Annotated in this window: 19 protein-coding genes; 8 read left to right on the top strand and 11 right to left on the bottom strand. The window is 73.8% G+C overall.

Annotated elements, in window-relative coordinates:
• Window positions 1–35 precede the first annotated feature (35 nt).
• The 4 genes from H0H10_RS17665 to H0H10_RS17650 all read left to right on the top strand — a co-directional run bounded on the left by H0H10_RS17665 (window position 36) and on the right by H0H10_RS17650 (window position 3737).
• The gene (locus H0H10_RS17665) at window positions 36–269 is read left to right on the top strand and encodes a metallothionein (RefSeq protein ID WP_188181949.1); all 234 of its coding nucleotides are present in this window, start codon (window positions 36–38) and stop codon (window positions 267–269) included.
• A gap of 71 nt (window positions 270–340) precedes the next feature.
• Complete coding sequence (locus tag H0H10_RS17660) at window positions 341–1138, top strand: SURF1 family cytochrome oxidase biogenesis protein (protein WP_188181948.1); 798 nt, start codon at window positions 341–343, stop codon at window positions 1136–1138.
• Between the two features lie 51 nt (window positions 1139–1189).
• Window positions 1190–2977 carry a glycoside hydrolase family 15 protein gene (locus H0H10_RS17655; protein WP_188181947.1) on the top strand — a complete coding sequence of 596 codons (1788 nt, stop codon included), beginning with the start codon at window positions 1190–1192 and terminating at the stop codon, window positions 2975–2977.
• A gap of 4 nt (window positions 2978–2981) precedes the next feature.
• The gene (locus tag H0H10_RS17650) at window positions 2982–3737 is read left to right on the top strand and encodes an SDR family oxidoreductase (RefSeq protein ID WP_188181946.1); all 756 of its coding nucleotides are present in this window, start codon (window positions 2982–2984) and stop codon (window positions 3735–3737) included.
• Window positions 3738–3821: 84 nt separating this feature from the next.
• On the opposite strand, the gene amaP is transcribed toward H0H10_RS17650, so the two are convergent.
• Genes amaP through H0H10_RS17625 form a run of 5 tightly spaced genes read right to left on the bottom strand, consistent with a single transcriptional unit; the run spans window position 3822 to window position 6149 of the window.
• Complete coding sequence (gene amaP / locus H0H10_RS17645; protein WP_188181945.1) at window positions 3822–4409, bottom strand: alkaline shock response membrane anchor protein AmaP; 588 nt, start codon at window positions 4407–4409, stop codon at window positions 3822–3824.
• Entirely contained in the window at window positions 4406–5065 is a 660-nt protein-coding gene (locus H0H10_RS17640) for a DUF6286 domain-containing protein (RefSeq protein WP_188181944.1), read from the bottom strand. The genes amaP and H0H10_RS17640 overlap by 4 nt, the downstream gene beginning before the upstream one ends.
• Complete coding sequence (locus H0H10_RS17635) at window positions 5062–5445, bottom strand: hypothetical protein (protein WP_188181943.1); 384 nt, start codon at window positions 5443–5445, stop codon at window positions 5062–5064. Before H0H10_RS17635 ends, H0H10_RS17640 begins: the two co-directional genes overlap by 4 nt.
• Window positions 5442–5627, bottom strand: coding sequence for a hypothetical protein (locus tag H0H10_RS17630; protein ID WP_188181942.1), 186 nt, complete (start codon window positions 5625–5627; stop codon window positions 5442–5444). The genes H0H10_RS17635 and H0H10_RS17630 overlap by 4 nt, the downstream gene beginning before the upstream one ends.
• 39 nt (window positions 5628–5666) lie before the next feature.
• Window positions 5667–6149, bottom strand: coding sequence for an Asp23/Gls24 family envelope stress response protein (locus H0H10_RS17625; RefSeq protein ID WP_188181941.1), 483 nt, complete (start codon window positions 6147–6149; stop codon window positions 5667–5669).
• Between the two features lie 87 nt (window positions 6150–6236).
• Between H0H10_RS17625 and H0H10_RS17620 the strand changes: the two genes are divergently transcribed.
• Window positions 6237–6950, top strand: coding sequence for a nucleopolyhedrovirus P10 family protein (locus H0H10_RS17620; RefSeq protein WP_188181940.1), 714 nt, complete (start codon window positions 6237–6239; stop codon window positions 6948–6950).
• Between the two features lie 456 nt (window positions 6951–7406).
• Here the strand turns inward: H0H10_RS17620 and H0H10_RS17615 are convergent, their stop codons facing one another.
• The 3 genes from H0H10_RS17615 to H0H10_RS17605 all read right to left on the bottom strand — a co-directional run bounded on the left by H0H10_RS17615 (window position 7407) and on the right by H0H10_RS17605 (window position 10516).
• Entirely contained in the window at window positions 7407–8210 is an 804-nt protein-coding gene (locus H0H10_RS17615; protein ID WP_188181939.1) for an enoyl-CoA hydratase/isomerase family protein, read from the bottom strand.
• A gap of 150 nt (window positions 8211–8360) precedes the next feature.
• A complete protein-coding gene (locus H0H10_RS17610; RefSeq protein WP_030404458.1) occupies window positions 8361–8582 on the bottom strand; it encodes a helix-turn-helix domain-containing protein in 222 nt (73 codons plus the stop codon).
• A 335-nt stretch (window positions 8583–8917) separates the two neighbouring features.
• The gene (locus tag H0H10_RS17605; protein ID WP_188181938.1) at window positions 8918–10516 is read right to left on the bottom strand and encodes an ABC-F family ATP-binding cassette domain-containing protein; all 1599 of its coding nucleotides are present in this window, start codon (window positions 10514–10516) and stop codon (window positions 8918–8920) included.
• Window positions 10517–10796: 280 nt separating this feature from the next.
• Here H0H10_RS17605 and H0H10_RS17600 point away from each other — a divergent pair, with 280 nt between their 5' ends.
• Entirely contained in the window at window positions 10797–11210 is a 414-nt protein-coding gene (locus H0H10_RS17600; RefSeq protein WP_188181937.1) for a VOC family protein, read from the top strand.
• A gap of 13 nt (window positions 11211–11223) precedes the next feature.
• On the opposite strand, the gene H0H10_RS17595 is transcribed toward H0H10_RS17600, so the two are convergent.
• The 3 genes from H0H10_RS17595 to H0H10_RS17585 form a co-directional block, all read right to left on the bottom strand.
• Complete coding sequence (locus H0H10_RS17595; RefSeq protein ID WP_188181936.1) at window positions 11224–12627, bottom strand: hypothetical protein; 1404 nt, start codon at window positions 12625–12627, stop codon at window positions 11224–11226.
• Between the two features lie 158 nt (window positions 12628–12785).
• A complete protein-coding gene (locus tag H0H10_RS17590; protein ID WP_188181935.1) occupies window positions 12786–13910 on the bottom strand; it encodes an alpha/beta hydrolase family protein in 1125 nt (374 codons plus the stop codon).
• A gap of 816 nt (window positions 13911–14726) precedes the next feature.
• Window positions 14727–15398, bottom strand: coding sequence for a class II aldolase/adducin family protein (locus tag H0H10_RS17585; RefSeq protein WP_188181934.1), 672 nt, complete (start codon window positions 15396–15398; stop codon window positions 14727–14729).
• Window positions 15399–15673: 275 nt separating this feature from the next.
• Here H0H10_RS17585 and H0H10_RS17580 point away from each other — a divergent pair, with 275 nt between their 5' ends.
• Together H0H10_RS17580 and H0H10_RS17575 are read left to right on the top strand one after the other, a co-directional pair.
• Window positions 15674–16429, top strand: coding sequence for a lysozyme (locus tag H0H10_RS17580; RefSeq protein WP_188181933.1), 756 nt, complete (start codon window positions 15674–15676; stop codon window positions 16427–16429).
• Window positions 16430–16613: 184 nt separating this feature from the next.
• On the top strand, window positions 16614–17870 hold the full coding sequence (locus tag H0H10_RS17575) for an inorganic phosphate transporter (protein WP_188181932.1): 1257 nt from the start codon (window positions 16614–16616) through the stop codon (window positions 17868–17870).
• Window positions 17871–17897: the final 27 nt, after the last annotated feature.

Below are 17897 nucleotides of genomic sequence, written 5' to 3'. Positions count from 1 at the left end.
CGCCCGGGCCACGGCGACGGCTCACGCTGTGGCGCATGGCGACATGCGAAGTTTGCGGCAACAACTACGGAATGACCTTCGAGGTCCACGCCCAGGGCGCGGTGCACGTCTTCGACTGCTTCTCCTGCGCGATCCACCGGATGGCCCCCATCTGCGAGCACTGCCGGGTGCAGATCATCGGGCAGGGCGTGGAGGCCGAGGGCCACTGGTACTGCGGCGCGCACTGCGCCCGCGCCGAGGGGAAGGCCGGGATCGTCGACAAGGTCTAGGCGGGCCCGTCCGGCGGCATGCGGCAGCACCCCCTTCATCGCACCCCACGACCGGGTTGTACCGTCGTGGGGTGTACCGCTTCCTGTTGTCCCGCCAGTGGGTGATCCTCACGCTGATCGCCCTCCTGCTCATCCCCACGATGATCAGGCTGGGCTTCTGGCAGATGCACCGCTACGAGGAACGGACCGCCCGGAACGACCTGGTCGCCGACGCGCTCGGCGCCGAGCCGGTGCCCGTGGAGCGGCTGACCGCCCCCGGCAAGAAGATCACCACCGACGAGCGGTACCGCACGGTGACCGCGAAGGGCCGTTTCGACACCGACGACGAGGTCGTCGTCCGCCGCCGCACCAACGCCGACGACGCGGTCGGCTACCACGTGCTCACCCCGTTCGTCCTCGACGACGGCAAGGTCCTGCTCGTCAACCGGGGCTGGATCCCCGCGGACAGCCCCAGCCAGACCGACTTCCCCGAGATCCCCGCACCGCCCCGCGGCGAGATCACCGTCACCGGACGGATGATGCCCGACGAGACGACGGCGGCGAGCGGCATCAAGGACCTCGAGGGCCTGCCGGACCGGCAGGTCATGCTCATCAACAGCGAGCAGCAGGCCGAGCGCCTGGGCGCCCCGGTGCTCGGCGGGTACGTCGTCCTGACGGCGCCGGAGCCGGCGAGCGGCACCCCGCAGCTGATCGGCAGGCCCGGCAACGAGGACGCCGCGCTCAACTTCGCGTACGCCATCCAGTGGTGGCTGTTCTCCGCCGCCGTACCCGTCGGCTGGTGGTTCCTGGTCCGCCGCGAGGCCCGCGAGCGGACGGCGGCCGGGGACGGCGCCCCGGAGCCGGCCGAGGCGGAACCGGCGGCCGTGTAGCCGTCGGTCCCGGCCCGAATGCTCCGTCGCCCGCCGGGAAGACGGTAACCCGTGCATCCCCGTATCGAGGACTACGCGCTGATCGGCGACCAGCAGACCGCGGCCCTGGTCGGCGCGGACGGCTCCGTGGACTGGCTGTGCCTGCCCCGCTTCGACTCCGCCGCCTGTTTCGCCAGACTCCTCGGCGACGAGGACAACGGCCAGTGGCGCATCGCCCCCAAGGGCGCCGGGCGCTGCACACGGCGGGCGTACCGCCCGGACACCCTCGTCCTGGACACCGAGTGGGAGACCGGGGACGGTGCGGTACGGGTCACCGACTTCATGCCCCAGCGGGACCGCGCCCCGGACCTGGTACGCATCGTGGAGGGGCTCAGCGGCGAGGTCACCCTGCACGGAGTGCTGCGGCTGCGCTTCGACCACGGTTCCATCGTCCCGTGGGTGCGCCGCACCGACGGCCACCGGGTGGCGGTCGCCGGGCCGGACTCGGCGTGGCTGCGCAGCGAGCCCGAGGTGCGCACCTGGGGCGAGGACTTCGGGACGCACTCCGAGTTCACCGTGGCCGCGGGCGAGAAGGTCGCGTTCGTCCTCACCTGGCACCCGTCGCACGAGCCGCGCCCTCCGCTGATCGACCCCTACGAGTCGCTGCGGCACAGCGTCGAGGACTGGCAGGCGTGGGCCGCCCACTGCCGCTACGACGGCCCGCACCGGGACGCCGTCGTCCGCTCCCTGATCACCCTCAAGGCGCTCACCTACAAGCCCACCGGCGGCATCGTCGCCGCCCCCACCACCTCGCTGCCCGAGGAGCCGGGCGGCGTGCGCAACTGGGACTACCGCTACTGCTGGCTGCGCGACTCCACCCTCACCCTGGGCGCGCTGCTGTCGGCCGGGTACCTGGAGGAGGCGGAGGCATGGCGCGACTGGCTGCTGCGCGCGGTCGCCGGCAGCCCGGCGGACCTGCAGATCATGTACGGCCTGGCCGGCGAGCGGCGGCTGCCGGAGTCCGAGCTGCCGTGGCTGTCCGGCTTCGCCGGGTCCACCCCCGTACGGATCGGCAACGACGCCGTGAACCAGCTCCAGCTGGACGTGTACGGCGAGGTCATGGACTCGCTGTCGCTGGCGAGGCTGGCCGGGATGCACCCCCAGCCGCAGATGTGGGAGCTGCAGTGCGCCCTGATGGACTTCCTGAAGACGGCGTGGCGGCAGCCGGACGAGGGGCTGTGGGAGGTGCGCGGCGGGCGCCGGCAGTTCGTGCACTCGAAGGTGATGACCTGGGTGGCCCTCGACCGGGCCGTGCACACGCTGGAGGAGCACCCGGAGCTGGGCGGGGGTGACCCGGACGGCTGGCGGGCGCTGCGCGAGGAGGTGCACCGCGAGGTGTGCGAGCGCGGTTACGACCCCGGGCGCAACACCTTCACCCAGTCGTACGGCTCCCGCGAGCTGGACGCCTCACTGCTGCTCATCCCGCGCGTGGGCTTCCTGCCGCCGGACGACCCGCGCGTCGTCGGCACCGTCGACGCCATCGGCAAGGAGCTGACCCGGGGCGGACTGGTGCGCCGCTACAGCACCGAGGGCTCGTCCGTCGACGGGCTGCCGGGCGGCGAGGGCACGTTCCTGGTGTGCTCCTTCTGGTACGCCGACGCGCTGCACGCGACCGGCCGGACGAAGGAGGCCCGGGAGCTGTTCGAGCGGCTGGTGGGGCTCGCCAACGACGTGGGGCTGCTGGCCGAGGAGTACGACCCGGGGGCGGGCCGCCAGCTCGGCAACTTCCCGCAGGCGTTCAGTCACATCGGCCTGGTGAACACCGCCCTCGCCCTGTTCGGGTGCGACGGGGCAGGATAGGGCCATGGATCTTGGACTGAAGGACCGGGTGTACGTCGTCACCGGAGCCACCCGTGGCCTGGGCAACGCCGCCGCGCGCGAACTGGTCGCCGACGGCGCGAAGGTCGTCGTCACGGGACGGGACGAGAAGGGCGCCGCCGACGCCGCGTCCGAGCTGGGCCCGAACGCCGTCGGGGTCGCCGCCGACAACGCGGACCCCGAGGCCGCGGGCCGGCTGATCGCGGCCGCCCGGGACCGTTTCGGCCGCTTCGACGGCGTGCTGATCAGCGTCGGCGGCCCGCCGCCCGGCTTCGTCGCCGACAACACCGACGCGCAGTGGCAGTCCGCGTTCGAGTCGGTGTTCCTCGGTGCGGTGCGGCTCGCCCGTACCGCCGCCGGGGAGCTGGAGCAGGGCGGGGTCATCGGTTTCGTGCTGTCGGGTTCGGTGCACGAGCCCATCCCGGGCCTGACCATCTCCAACGGCCTGCGGCCGGGGCTCGCCGGCTTCGCCAAGTCCCTGGCCGACGAGCTGGGCCCGCGCGGCATCCGCGTCGTCGGTCTGCTGCCCGGCCGCATCGACACCGACCGCGTGCGCGAACTGGACGGGCTGTCGGCCGACCCGGAGGCGACCAGGACGGCGTCGGAGTCCCGCATTCCGCTGCGCCGCTACGGCACGCCGGACGAGTTCGGCCGCGCGGCGGCGTTCCTGCTGTCCCCCGCGGCCTCGTACCTGACGGGGATCATGCTGCCGGTGGACGGCGGGGTGCGGCACGGGTTCTAGACGCGGGGGCGGCACGGGTTCTGGAGGCGGCGGCACGGGTTCCGCACGCCGTGGGACCCGTGCCGTCCGCTCCTCGGGCGGGGATCAGGTGACCCGCTCGGCCCGGTGTCTGACGCCCCGGAGCCGCACCTCGGCCGGCAGGGCGGCGAGGCCCGCCGAGTCCCGGGCGTGGGCGAGGGCGCGGGTGGTGAGCTCGTTGAGCGCCGTACCGGGGTCGACGTGGGGTTCCAGCCGCAGCCCCACCCGGGTCCGCGGGGCACGGCGCCGTCCGGTGAGCCGTACCTTCGCCGCTTCGACGCCGTCCACCCGGTCCGCCTCCTGGGTGAGGACGCTCTCCAGGGCCCGGCCGCGCAGCAGCGCGCCCTCGCCGTCGCCGGTGTCGACGAGGACCTCGGCGAGCCGTCGCCGGCGCAGCACCGCCACCAGCCACCACAGGGCGAGCAGCAGCAGGACGGCCAGTGCGGCGATGACGGCCGGCCACCACCAGCCGGCGTCCCGCCACCGGGTCCGCTCGGCGTCGCCGAGCAGCACGTCGTGGCGGCCGTCGTGGATCCACCAGGAGGGTGCGGGGGTGCCGAGGCCGATGGCCAGCACCGAGCCGCCGAGGGCGAGCAGGACGAGGCCCACCAGCCCGAGCAGCACACGGTTGACGGTCCTGAGCACCGCCCTCACCCCTTCCGGCCCGGCCGTGCCACCCGGACGGACACGGCGGGCGGCCGGGCCAGCCCCAGTCCGCGCACCGCCTCGTCCAGCACGGTGTCCAGATCGGCGCGTACGTCGTCCAGTTCGCGGAAGTGCGCCACCGCGCGCACACGGGCCTTCGCGCGCCGCATGCGCACCCGCACCGACTGCACCCCGGAGACCTCCATGGCCCGGTCCCGCAGCACCATGGCGGCGGCGGCCCGGTGCAGTCCGGCGCGCACGTCGGGGTGGGTGCGCCGCATCGGCAGCAGTGTGCGCAGGCCGGGCGTGAGGGCCAGCAGGAACAGCCAGAGCCCGAGGGCCGCCGCGACGCCCGCGCCGGCCAGCACCCAGGTGTCGTCGAGGGGCCGCCGGGCGAGCTGCCCGGCCAGTTCCCGGCGCCAGGCGAGGGAGGAGCGGCCGGCCCGCACGGCGGCGACGTCGTAGAGGAAGGCGCCCGCGACGACCAGGAGGAGCAGCGCGACCAGACCGGCCGGTACGCGGCGCGCCGACCAGAAGCGGCCGGCCCGCCCGCGGGGGCCGTCGAGCAGGGGCACGGGCGGCTCGCCGGGGGTCCCGGGGCCGGTCTCCCGCTCCATCACCGGCGACCGCCGGGTCCCGCCCGCGGTCTCCTGGGGCTCGCTCATCGCGTCCTCCCCTGCTTCGCGCCGTACTCCGCCGCCAAGTGCAGCCGCTCCACCTGGACGACGACCTCCGGCACCGCCATGCCCGCCAATGCGCTTACCCGGTGGACGACCCGGTGACGCACCTGCCGGCAGCGGGCGCCGATGTCGCAGGGGTAGTCGAGTTCCAGGTGGACGCGGACGCGGGCGGTGTCGTGGTGGACGACGACGGTGGCGTGCGGGCGTGCCGCGTCCGGCGGCAGGCCGCCCACCGCCTCCCGTGCCGCCTGGGCGGCGACCTTGGCGACCACCCGGTCGGCGATCCGCGTGGCGCCGCGCTCGCCCGGCGGCACCACGGTCGGGGTTTCGCGGAGCTCGTCGGCTCCACCGCTCACGCCGGTCACCGCCGCCGGTCGCCGCGGGTGTGGAAGAAGTCGCCGAGTTCCCAGTCCCCCTCCAGGAACCGGCCGACGACGAACCCGACGGCGCCCAGGGCCGCCACCAGCAGGAAGGCCCCGAACCCGCCGAAATACCCGGCGAAGCCCAGCGCCATACCGGCGATCATGCCGGCCAGGGCCATGCTCATGGTGCGCTCCCGTCCGTCTCCGTCTCCGTCTCCGTCACGTCACTGGATCCGCGGCTCCGGCTCCTCTTCCTCCTCGTCGGGGAGCTTGACGTCACTCACCGCGATGTTGACCTCGACCACCTCCAGGCCGGTCATCCGCTCGACCGCCGCCACCACGTTCTCCCGTACGTCACGGGCGACGTCGGCGATCGACACGCCGTACTCGACGACGATCTCCAGATCGAGCGCCGTCTGCTTCTCGCCGACCTCGGCCTTGACCCCGCGCGTCACCGACTTCGCGCCACCGGGCACCCGCTCGCGCATGGCTCCGAAGGTGCGCGACAGTCCGCTGCCCATCGCGTAGACGCCGACGACGTCACGCGCGGCCATTCCGGTGATCTTCTCGACGACGCCGTCGGCGATGGTGGTCCGCCCCCGGGTCCCGGGGTCTCCCCCACCGCGTCGGGTCGGCTGTCCCTTGCCCAGAACCGGGCTCTCCGTCGTGTCCTGTCCCTGCCGATTCCGCTCCGCCATCTCACTCATCGCCGTACGTCCCTCTCGGTCGTCGTCCTGCGACCACCGTAAGCCGGGTTGCGCCGTCACGCGCCGGGGATGCGGCAGGCTGGAGGAATGACGACGGCGGACCGGTGGACGCAGACGGTGCGGAGGCAACTGGGGCTCGGCAGGCTGCTGCCGCTGGGCGGACCGGGGGACGGGGCGTGGATCGCCGAGCGGGCGGCGCGTGCGGCGCTGTTGAGCGCCGCCCGCGAGGTCGGGGGTGTGTCGATGGGCCGTTTGCGCATCGCGCCCGCCGCCCCGGAGGCGGAGGAGGCTCCCGCCGTTCCGCCGCCGCCGAGTGCCCTGCCGCCGGGTCCGCTGCGCGTGACGGCCGACTTCGCGGCCACCGCGTCGGAGCCGCTGCCGGCGACGGCGGGGCGGCTGCGCGCCGCCCTGGCGGCGGCCGCGACGCGCGGGCTCGGCCTGACGGTCACGGAAGTCGACCTGCGGGTGTCGGACCTGCTGGACGCCGACGCGGAGCCGGCCCCCGTGCGGGACTCGGAAGCGGTCCGGGCCGTGGCACCGGGCGGTGGCGACGAGGGCCGCGCGGCCGAGGCCGCGCTGGCGGTCGCGGGGGTGGCCCGGCTCACGGACGTGCTGGGCCACCCGGTCCACATCACGGAGCTTCCGGGGGAGGCGGCCCTGCCACGCCGGCATGTCCGGCTGGAACTCGCGGTGGGCGCGGGCCACCGGACCGTGGAGGTGGCCCGGCAGGTCCGCACGGCGGTGTCGGACGCCCTGCCGGACCACCCGTCGGTGGCGGTACTGGTGACGGCGATCATCTGACCGGCGCGGGTCCGTCCCCACGGTTCACCTCGCGCCGACCCGGCCCGGCCCGGCACGCCGTCCGCGATACCGCCCTCGGACCGCGTGGGACCTGCCCATTCCACGGCAGCTCCGCGTCCGGCCAGGCACACGCCCGTCCGCAAAGCCGCCCCGGCGGCAACGACCGCCGGCGGCCGCGCACCGCCGCCGGTGCCCGGACCGGCGACCCGGACGCTGTGCCCGCGTCCGTCCGTCAGGGGGAATCGGTTGCGCCCGACAGCAGACGGCAGCCGCGCACCATCGGCACCGGCGCACGCCCCTTCGGACGGAAGCTCCCGCACCCGGGCGGATCCGCACCCGCCCGCGAAGCCCCGGCAACGGCGGTCGCCTCGGCGGACGTTCCTCGTGCCCGGGTCGGCGCGTGCGCCGGTCGTGGGGTGTGGGGGCGCGGCGGTCAGCTCTTCGGGGCCGGGGTTTCTACTCGCCGAGTCCGGCCAGGTCCCGCAGTCGGCGGGCCTGGGCGGCCCGTTCGGCGGACCGCTGGGACTCGTAGTCCCGGTTCTGGGCACCCTGGAGCAGCGCCTTGGTCTCGATCACCGCGTCGCGCGGCGCGGCCAGGACCGCCGACGCCAGGTCGTGCACGGCGCCGTCGAGCTGGCCGGCGGGCACGGCGAGGTTCGCCAGGCCGGTGCTCACCGCCTCCTCGGCCATGACGAAACGTCCGGTCGCGCAGATCTCCAGCGCGCGGGCGTAGCCGACCAGGGAGACCAGCGGGTGCGTGCCGGTCAGGTCGGGTACGAGGCCGAGGCTGGTCTCACGCATGGCGAACTGCACGTCGTCCGCGACCACACGCAGGTCACAGGCGAGGGCAAGCTGGAAGCCGGCCCCGATGGCGTGCCCCTGCACGGCGGCGATCGACACGATGTCGCTGCGCCGCCACCAGGTGAACGCCTCCTGGTACTCGGCGATGGTCGCGTCCAGCTCGGCGTCACCGCCCCGCGCGAGGTCGATGAACGACGGTTCGCCGTCGAAGCCCTCGGGCGTGAACGCCTGCCGGTCGAGCCCGGCCGAGAAGGACTTGCCCTCGGCCCGCAGCACGACGATCCGGACGGAGCCCGGCAGCAGCCGCCCGGCCTCGGTGAGTGCCCGCCACAGGGCGGGGCTCTGCGCGTTGCGCTTGGCCGGGTTGGTCAGCGTCACCGTGGCGATCGCGTCGTCCACGGTGAGCCGCACGCCGTCCTTGTCGAGTACGGGGTCGAGGTCTTGAGCGGGCGTGGCCATGGGGCGCCTCCGGTGGGTGCGGTCGTCCTCCGTGCCGTACGCCGGCGTGAACGCCGTCCTGCGGCACAGCTAAGTGACTGCACAGTAACCACCCGACCGGTCGGCCGACCGACCGGGTGGCCACCATCGGAGCCGAGGGGCCGCCCGGGGTCAGGCCGAAGAGGCCTTCTTGCCCCGCGTCGCCCCGCCACGCCCTCGGAGCGTGACGCCCGACTCGCTGAGCATGCGGTGCACGAAGCCATACGAGCGGCCGGTCTCCTCGGCCAACGCCCGGATGCTCGCACCGGCGTCGTACTTCTTCTTCAGGTCTGCCGCGAGCTTGTCGCGCGCGGCGCCGGTCACCCGGCTGCCCTTCTTCAGAGTCTCGGCCACCCGTGCCTCCTCATGGGAAGTGCGCTCTGGTCTCCTCATGATCACCCCTCCCGGGCCTCATGGCCACCCATTCGGCAAGGTCCGTGAGACAAGGTTGTGACGACGGGAGCGGGTCCCCACATACGGAACATCTGATTCCGCAGGTTCGCGTCCGTACCACCGAACGGGTTCCCCGGAGAAGTTCCAGGTCAGAAAGGCGCGACGGCCGGACCCTCGCGACATGAGGGTCCGGCCGGAAAATCCGTGTAGGACACACCTCATGATGAGGAGATCTCACACAGATGATGGATCACGGATCGGCCGAATGATCCATACTCAGTGGATCATCCGTTCGATCAAGCCAGGGCGACGAGGTCCGCGTAGTCGGCGCCCCACAGGTCCTCGACACCGTCCGGGAGCAGAATGATCCGCTCCGGCTGGAGCGCCTCGACGGCGCCCTCGTCGTGGGTGACCAGCACGACCGCGCCCTTGTAGGTGCGCAGCGCGCCGAGGATCTCCTCGCGGCTGGCCGGGTCGAGGTTGTTGGTCGGCTCGTCGAGCAGCAGCACGTTCGCCGACGACACCACGAGGGTGGCGAGGGCCAGACGGGTCTTCTCGCCGCCGGAGAGGACACCGGCCGGCTTGTCGACGTCGTCGCCGGAGAACAGGAACGAGCCGAGCACCTTGCGGACCTCGACGAGGTCCATGTCGGGCGCGGCGGAGCGCATGTTCTCCAGCACCGTGCGGTCCGGGTCGAGGGTCTCGTGCTCCTGGGCGTAGTAGCCGAGCTTGAGGCCGTGGCCGGGGACGACGGCTCCGGTGTCCGGCTGCTCGACCCCCGCCAGGAGCCTGAGCAGGGTCGTCTTGCCGGCGCCGTTGAGGCCGAGGATGACGACGCGGGAGCCCTTGTCGATGGCCAGGTCGACGTCGGTGAAGATCTCCAGCGAGCCGTACGACTTCGACAGGCCCTCGGCCGTCAGCGGGGTCTTGCCGCAGGGCGCGGGCTCCGGGAAGCGGAGCTTGGCGACCTTGTCGGACTGGCGGACCTCCTCCAGGCCGGACAGCAGCTTCTCCGCGCGGCGGGCCATGTTCTGCGCGGCGACCGTCTTGGTGGCCTTGGCGCGCATCTTGTCGGCCTGGGCGTTGAGCGCGGCGGCCTTCTTCTCGGCGTTGGCGCGCTCGCGCTTGCGGCGCTTCTCGTCGGCCTCGCGCTGCTGCTGGTAGAGCTTCCAGCCCATGTTGTAGACGTCGATCACGGAGCGGTTGGCGTCCAGGTAGAACACCTTGTTGACGACCGTCTCGACCAGGTCGACGTCGTGGCTGATCACGATGAAGCCGCCGCGGTAGGTCTTGAGGTAGTCGCGGAGCCAGAGGATCGAGTCGGCGTCCAGGTGGTTGGTCGGCTCGTCGAGCAGCAGGGTGTCCGCGTCCGAGAACAGGATGCGGGCCAGCTCGATGCGGCGGCGCTGACCGCCGGAGAGCGTGTGCAGGGGCTGGCCGAGCACCCGGTCGGGCAGGTTGAGCGCGGCGGCGATGGTGGCGGCCTCGGCCTCGGCGGCGTACCCGCCCTTGGTGAGGAACTCGGTCTCCTGGCGCTCGTACTGGCGCAGCGCCTTCTCGCGGGTGGCGCCCGTGCCGTTGGCGATGCGCTGCTCGTTCTCCCGCATCTTGCGGATCAGGACGTCGAGGCCGCGCGCGGACAGGACGCGGTCGCGGGCGAGCACGTCGAGGTCGCCGGTGCGCGGGTCCTGCGGGAGGTAGCCGACCTCGCCGGAGCGGGTGACGGTGCCCGCGGCGGGGATGCCCTCGCCGGCGAGGACCTTGGTGAGGGTGGTCTTCCCGGCGCCGTTGCGGCCGACCAGGCCGATGCGGTCGCCCTTGGCGACACGGAAGGTGGCGGACTCGATGAGGACGCGGGCACCGGCGCGCAGCTCGATGCCGGAGGCGGAGATCACGGACAGACTCCTGGGCGGGTGGGTGGCGGGACGGACGGCTTGAGGACGTTCCCGCCGTCTAATGCGCGAGGAGAATGGCCATGGGGCCAGTCTAACGGTGCCGTGCAACCACTTTTTCTGCGTTCCGGTGTTCGGTGGCCCCTGTTCGAGGGTCCCGTGTTCGACATCGCGGGTCACGGGTGTTGTCAGTGACGGGTGCCACACTGAGCGACGGGCCGGATTTGCGGACATTCCGGCACCCGGCCCGACCCCGGTACCGGCTCACGAAGGAGTGATCGGCATGGCAGGCACGGACACCGGTCGTCCGAGCATCTACCCGACGCTGCTGTACGCGGACGCCAAGGCCGCCGTGCGGCAGCTCACCCAGGCCTTCGGATTCACGGAACTCGCCGTGTACGAGGGTGAGAACGGCACGGTGGCGCACGCCGAGCTGGCCCAGGGCAACGGGGCGGTCATGCTCGGCTCGAAGGGCACGGGCGGCCGCTTCGACGAGGTGATGAAGAGCGCGGGTCCGACGGGGGTGTACGTCGTCGTGGAGGACGTCGACGCACACCACCGGCGGGCGGTGGAGCACGGCGCGGAGATCCTGATGCCGCCGACCGACCAGGACTACGGCTCTCGGGACTACATGGCCCGGGACCTGGAGGGCAACATCTGGAGCTTCGGCACCTACGCGCCCGAGATCCGCGCCTGAGCGCCGGGCACGGTCAGCTGCCCCCCGTGTGCACCTGGAAGGCGGCCCGGCGTACGGCCTTGGCGAGCGCCGGGTCGGGGTGCGCGGCGGCGAGTGCCACCAGGACCTGCACGGTGCGGGGGTGTCCGACGGCCCGGACCTCGTCCAGCAGCGCGGGGACGGTGGGCTGCACGGCGGACTCCAGGTGCCTCACCAGCAGCGGGGCCTCGCCGTGGTCGGCGACGGCGGCGGCGGTGTCGACCCACAGCCAGGTGGCCTCGTGCCGGGTGAGGACCGCGTGGGCGTCCTCCGGGTCGGCCCCGTCGTGCTCGGCCAGCCACAGCAGGGCGTACGGCCGCAGCGTCGGCTCCTCCAGCACGGCGCGGACGTCGGGCTCGGCGGGGGCGCCGACGACGCGCAGCGCCTCGAAGGCGAGGCCGCGCAGCAGGGCGTCCTCGCCGCGGGCGGCGGCGAGCAGCTCGGTGACGGCGCTGCCGACGGGGCGGGCGGCGAGCCAGGCGCGGTACTCGGCGCGGGCCGCGTTCGGGCGGAGCTGGGCGCAGCCGCGGAGCATGTCCTCGGCCGACTGCTCGATGTTCCCGGCGGGGCTCTGGGCGGCCACGCAGATCTGCTCCAGCTTGACCCAGACGGCCCAGCTTCCGAGCGGGGTGAGCGTGGCCTGTCCGTCGCCGCAGGTGAGGGCGCCGACGGAGGCCAGTGCGTGCAGGGCCCAGTCGAGGAGCGGGGCGAGCGCGGTGGTGTCGTCGGGCCGTGGCTGCGGGACCGGCTCCGGCCGGGGGCCGTAGGGGATCTCGCAGCGCTCGGTGCGCAGTTCGGTGACCCGCTGCTGAAGCAGGTCGAGGAGCTGGGCCACGGGGACGGGTCCGGCGGACAGCTGGAGGAAGGAGAGCACCTGGGGCATGGCCGAGACGACCTCGGCGACGGCGGCCGGTTCGTGGCCGGCGGGCTCCGGGTGGGCCAGCGACCAGGCGTCGAAGAGGGCGACCCAGCCGCGCAGTACGGCGCTGTCGTCGCGGTCCCAGGCGCGCAGCCGCCAGCCGGGCCGGGCGCTGCCGCCGTGCACCTCGACCAGTCCGGCGAGGCGGGCGGTGTCCCAGTCGGCGCGGACGCGGTCCACGGTCAGGCCGAGTTCGCGGGCGGCGCGGGCGGCGGTCGCGTCGGAGAGGGTGGCCTTGCCGTCGGCGGTCGCGGCGTCGCGGCCGGGGCCGAGGGCGGCATCGGCCCAGCGGGCCACGCGGGCCGCGCCGGCCAGGCCGGAGCGTGCCATTCCGGCCAGTTCCGATCGTGCCGGTGTGCCCTCCGGGGGGTGCGGCGCGGTGCGGCGCGGGCGCCGCTGGTTCATCGCTCTGGGGGCGGCGGCCAGGGGTCGCGGGCGGACGAGTCGAAGCCTGGAGTCGCGCGGGATACGGGACGTCACGGGTGCAGTCTTCCGGTTGACGGTCCGAAAACCCAAACGGAATGACATGACGGGCGGCGTGGGCGGTGGGCGAGGAGGCCCGGCGGGCTGTCCGGGCATCGGATCAGGCCATCGGTCCGGCCGCGAAACGGAACCGGCGGCGCGGGTTCGGGCGGGGGTCACACCAGCGGGGTCAGGAAGCGGCGCAGGGTCTCCTCGTAGCGGTCCGGGTCGGCGTTCCACATGGCGGAGTGCGGGGCTCCCTCGACCGGGTGCAGGGCGACGAGGCGGTCGGTGTCGGCGAGGTGGCGGGAGTACCGCCAGGGCGCCACCTCGTCGTCCGGGCCGTGGAAGACCAGGGTCGGGATCTTCGGGCGGTAGCGGTCGCCGGTGCCGTCCTCGCGGTCGGCGTGCAGTCCGGCGCGGCCCTGGGCGGCGCGGACGGCGAGCGGCAGGAGTGCGCCGGGGGTGCGCCGGGCGGCGGCCAGGGCGCGGAGGGTGGCCTCCCAGTTGAGTACCGGGGAGTCCAGGACGAGGCCGGCGATGCGGTTGCGGACCTCCGAGAGGGCGGCGGTGCGCAGGGCCATGGTGGCCCCGGTGGACCAGCCGAGCAGGACGACGTGACGGGCGCCGTGGTCGAGGGCGTAGCGGACGGCGGCGTCCACGTCGGGCCACTCCGTCTCGCCGAAGTGCTGCAGGCCGTCCGGCGAGCGGGGGGCGCCCTGGTCGCCCCGGTAGGCGAGGGCCAGCACGGGGAGGTGCCGGCGGTTCAGGGGGACCATCAGGTTCATGGCGTGTTCGCGGGTCGCGGCCAGGCCGTGCACGGCGATGATCCAGGTGCTGCGGGCGCCGGGCAGGAACCAGGCCGGGAGCGGTCCGAGCTCGCCGGGGATCTCCACGTCGACGTGGTCCAGGCCGAGGGCGGTGCGCGGGGTGCCGACGTAGAGGTTCGGGGTGAGCCACGCCCGGTCGCCGGCGGCGAAGGTGCCGTGGGTGACGGCCTCCAGGCGGCGTACGACGGTGTCGGCCGACTGCTGCGGGGCGCTCAGGACGGGGCCGACGATCGCGTGGGAGCCGTCGCCGGAGAGCCCGTAGCGGCCTGGGCGCAGCGCGGCCAGGTCCCGGGTGAGGGTGATCTGCCCGGCGGCGGTGCCGTGCACGGTGAGCCGGGGTTCGGTGGGCAGGGGCCGGCCGGGGGACGCCTTGAGCGCGGCGTCGCCGGCGAGCCGGCCGGCGGCGACGCTTGCAGCGCCGGCTGCCAGGGCTGCGCCGACGGCGGCGGCCGTTGCTGTGACAGTGCGCATGGGGCCAGTGTCCTGGTCGAGTGCGGGGGCGGCCAGTGGGCGGGCGACCGGGGGTGACACCGGGTCCGGACGGAGACCCGCCCGCCCCGACGGCGCCCGGTCGGGCGGGGCCCGCTTCCCGTCTTCCCCGCAGCCTCCGGTTCCGGGGGCACGCACGCTCGGCCGAACGGTCCGTCCCCGTACTCACCGAGCAGGCGAACGTCCGCCGACGACACCGGCCGAGCGGAAGCCGGCCCGGCCCATCCGGACGACCCGATGACACCCGGCGGCGGGCCACAGGCGGCGGCGCGCCGCCGGAGTCCGGGACTCCTCGCCCGCATCAGCCCGCCGGGCGCAAACCGGCCGGCCCGGCAGCGGGCGGCACCCGCGCGCCGCCGCCGGCGCCAGGACCGGCGCCCCGGACACCGCGCCGCATCCGCCCGTCGCGGGGAATCGATTACGCCCGACACCAGGCGGCAGCCACGCACCACCGGCACCTAGCCGCCCCGCGACCCGGCACTGCACCCAGCCCGTCGGGCGGAACCAGCCGGCCCGGCAGCGGGCGGCACCCGCGCACCGCCGCCGGCGCCAGGACCGGCGCCCCGGACGCTGCGGCCCGCAACCGCACCGTCGGGAGCAATACGGTTGCGCCCGACAGCAGGTGGCAGCCGCGCACCGCCGGCACCTGGCCGTCCGGCGCTGCGCCCGTATCAGCCCCTCCGGCGGAACCGGTCGGCCCGGCAGCGGGTGGTAGTCGCGTGTCGGCGCCGGTGTCCGGGGCTCTGCTGCATGGTCTGTCCGGAGGGCGGCCGGCGGCGGGGTGGGGTGGGTGGCCGGTCAGTGCGGTTGGCCGTAGCCGCGGAGCCGGGCCGTGACCTCTGCCAGTTGTTCCTCCGTCAGCAGCGACGGGGTGAGGCCCGGTACCGAGGAGGCCGTCAGCCACAGGCGGCACATCCACTCCAGCTGGGCGGTGCGGTCCAGGGCCTGGTCGAGGGAGGCGCCGTGGGTGAGGGTGCCGTGGTTCTGCAGGAGGCAGCCGGAGCGGCCGGCGAGGGCCTGGAGCATGTTCTCGGCCAACTCGTCACTGCCGTATGCCGCATAGGGGGCAACCCGGACAGGACCGCCGAGCGCGGCGGCCATGTAGTGGACCAGCGGGAGCTCACGGACGAGCGTCGAGACGGCGGTCGCGTGCACGGCGTGGGTGTGGACGACGGCGCGGGCGTCGGTGGTGCGGTACACGGCGAGATGCATGGGCAGTTCGCTGGTCGGCACCAGCACGCCGGCCACCTGCCGTCCGTCGAGATCGACCGCGGTCACGTCGTCGGCGCCCAGCCGGTCGTAGGGCACGCCCGACGGGGTGACCAGCACCGTGTCGCCGACGCGCACCGAGACGTTGCCGGACGTGCCGACCACCAGCCCGTCGGACACCGTGCGCCGGGCCGTCGCCACGAGCGCCTCCCAGGCCCGCGCCTCCTCGTCGCGCACACGCCTCCCCCGCGACTCCTCCACGACCTCTCCCTTCTCCCGGGCGCCCCGTGCGCCCCCGCCGTCCCGGCACTGCCCGGCCGTGCGGCGATCCTGCCAGCCACGGGGCGGAGGTGCCGCCGGGCGGGCGCACTGTAGGCCGGAAGCCCCGGCTCCGGCAGGGGGCGTATCGCCATATTTCACCCCTCGTCCGCTCCTTGGCCGGAGATCGATGAGCGTTCAAGGATCTTCCGATACGCTCCCTCCGGCTCGTTTTGTCATGCACGTTGCCATTTTGGGGGATCATTCCGGGGGAAAGCATGGCCAGTGATCACATACCGTCCCGCCGTCGCGGCCACCTCGTCGCGGCCCTGGCGGCGGCACTCGCACTCGGGGGAACCGCGCTCGCCGAGGCACCGGCCGCCTCGGCGGCGGGCGGCCGGCCCCAGGGGCACGACGTCTCGTCCCACCAGAAGACCGTCGACTTCCGCCGCGCGAAGGCCCGGGGCGCGACATTCGTCTACGTCAAGGCCACCGAGTCCCACACCTACCGCAACCCGTACTTCGGCCGGCAGTACACCGACTCGCGCGAGGCGGGGCTGATCCGCGGCGCGTACCACTTCGCCCTGCCGGACAGGTCGCCGGGCCGGACGCAGGCCCGCCACTTCGTCCGCAACGGCGGCGGCTGGACCGCGGACGGCCGGACGCTGCCGCCCGCGCTCGACATCGAGTACAACCCGTACGACAAGAAGCGGAAGTGCTACGGCCTGAGCGGAACGGCCATGACCGGCTGGATACGGTCGTTCAGCGACGAGGTGAAACGGCTCACGGGCCGCCGCCCGGTGATCTACACCACGACGCACTGGTGGAACACCTGCACCGGCGGCAGCCGCGCCTTCGCCGCGGATCACGCCCTGTGGATCGCCCGCTACGACGCGTCCGCCCCGGGGGAGCTGCCGGCCGGCTGGTCGGCCTGGACCTTCTGGCAGTACGACAACGCGGGCAGCCTGCCGGGTGACCAGAATCTCTTCAACGGGTCGCCGGACCGGCTGCGGAGGTTCGCCCGGGGCGCCTGACCCGGTCCCGGGCCGGGTTTCGGGGCCCCGCCGGAGACGCAGCGCGACGGCCGGAAACGGAGCGCGACATACGGGGGCGGCGACCCCGCTTCCGGCCATCGCCAAGCCCCTCCCAGTTCACCTTCCGTTCACCCTGGTTACCTACGTTCGTCCAGCCAATGACCTCGAACGATTGCCTGGGTAAATGGAAAGCTTCTCGCTGATCCTCGCGATTGTGGTGGTAACCGCACTCGCGTTCGATTTCACGAACGGTTTCCACGACACCGCGAACGCGATGGCAACGACCATTTCGACCGGTGCGCTCAAGCCCAAGGTGGCGGTGGCCATGTCCGCCGTCCTGAACCTTGTCGGCGCCTTCCTCTCGGTGGAGGTCGCCAACACGATCTCCAAGGGTCTCGTCGACGAGACCGGCATCCGTCCCGAGGTCATCTTCGCCGCCCTGGTCGGCGCGATCCTCTGGAACCTGCTCACCTGGCTGGTCGGTCTGCCGTCCAGCTCCTCGCACGCCCTCATGGGCGGCCTGATCGGCGCCGCCATAGCCTCGGCCGGCGTCGGCGCCGTCCACGGTGACGTGCTCGTCACCAAGGTGCTCCTCCCGGCGATCGCCGCCCCGATCGTCGCCGGCGTCGCGGCGATGCTCGCCTCCCGGCTGACGTACACGCTCGGCCGCAAGGCCGACGGCAAGGCCGCCGCGAAGGGCTACCGCGCCGGGCAGATCGCCTCCGCCGGGCTCGTCTCGCTGGCCCACGGCACCAACGACGCCCAGAAGACGATGGGCATCATCACCCTCGCCCTGGTCGCCGGCGGCGCCCTCGCCCCCGACTCCGACCCGCCCATGTGGGTCATCCTGTCCGCGGGCCTCGCCATCGCGCTCGGCACCTACCTCGGCGGCTGGCGCATCATCCGCACCATGGGCAAGGGCCTGACCGACCTCCAGCCGCAGCAGGGCTTCGCCGCCCAGACCAGCGCCGCCACGGTCATCCTGGCCTCCTCCCACCTCGGTTTCTCCCTCTCCACCACGCACTCGGTCTCCGGTGCCGTGATGGGCGCGGGCCTCGGCCGCAAGGGCGGCGTGGTCCGCTGGTCCACGGCCACCCGGATGTTCGTCGCCTGGGGTCTGACCCTGCCGGCCGCGGCGCTGGTCGCCGCGATCGCCGAGTGGATCTGCGGCTTCGGCGACTGGGGCACGGCGCTCGTCGCGGTCTTCCTGGTCGCCTCCAGCGCCGCGATCTGGAAGATCTCCCGCCGCGAGGTCGTCGACCACACCAACGTCAACGGCGACGACACGCCTGAGACGGAGCCGGCCGGCGTGGTCACCACCGCGATCGCCGCCGTGACCCCGCCCCCGGCGGGCACCACCGAGGAGCTGACGGCCACCGTCCCGGCCCCGGCCTCCGCACCCGACGACGCCAAGGCCCCGTCGGCCGCCACCACCGTCTGAGCCCGCGCCCCGGGTACGAAGGAAGAG

It is taken from the genome of Streptomyces griseicoloratus, from assembly GCF_014534645.1.
Lineage (GTDB): Bacteria > Actinomycetota > Actinomycetes > Streptomycetales > Streptomycetaceae > Streptomyces > Streptomyces griseicoloratus.
Note: the sequence above shows the minus strand (reverse complement) of the source record. Positions and strands in the feature narration are given on the sequence as shown.